The sequence below is a fragment of the Pseudomonas sp. 51_B genome, assembly GCF_017491595.1.
Taxonomy (GTDB): domain Bacteria; phylum Pseudomonadota; class Gammaproteobacteria; order Pseudomonadales; family Pseudomonadaceae; genus Aquipseudomonas; species Aquipseudomonas promysalinigenes.
This window is the reverse complement of sequence record NZ_JAFGYW010000113.1, coordinates 1-576: the sequence shown is the minus strand read 5'-3', so window position 1 is coordinate 576 and position 576 is coordinate 1. Positions and strand designations below refer to the sequence as shown.

Here is a 576-nt window from a genome sequence, read left to right as displayed (position 1 = left end):
ACATACCGCTACGTCGGGCCGCCGCCGCTCGATTGCCCGATGCTGGTGTTGCACGGCTCGAACGACGGCCTCGTCAGCGACGCCGGTTTGTCCGGCTGGCTCGCCGAGACGATCGGGGCCGTGCGCTATGTCGGCTTTTCCGGCGGCCATTTCTTTATGCACGGCGAGGAAGCAGGTGTGCTCGCCGAGGTTCGCCGCGAGCTCGAGCGCGTGCTCGCGCGCGCCGCGCAGGACGAGCCGAACGGCATGCGCGAGCCGGCGGCGCGCATGAGTCATTTGACGGAGGAGAGCGGAACATGAAGAGCAAGTCATCGCGCACGCGGGTGGCGATCCTGGGCTCGGGCAGCATCGGGCTCGATCTGATGTTCAAAGTCAAGGCATCCGAGCAATTCGATCTGAAGTTCGTCGTCGGACGCAATGCGAACAGCGACGGGCTGCGGCTCGCGCGCAGTTGCAACGTGGAGACATCGAGCGACGGTCTCGATTTTCTGAAGGCGCACGAGGATGCGTACGACCTCGTGTTCGACGCGACATCGGCCGCCGCGCACAAGGTCAACAACCGCTTCTTCTCCGACG

Annotated in this window: 2 pseudogenes; both read left to right on the top strand. The window is 64.9% G+C overall.

What is annotated here, in order from left to right:
* Nucleotides 1–300, top strand: a pseudogene (locus tag J5M56_RS23915) (hypothetical protein); the annotation flags it as partial.
* Nucleotides 297–576, top strand: a pseudogene (locus tag J5M56_RS23910) (acetaldehyde dehydrogenase (acetylating)); the annotation flags it as partial. The pseudogenes J5M56_RS23915 and J5M56_RS23910, both read left to right, overlap by 4 nt.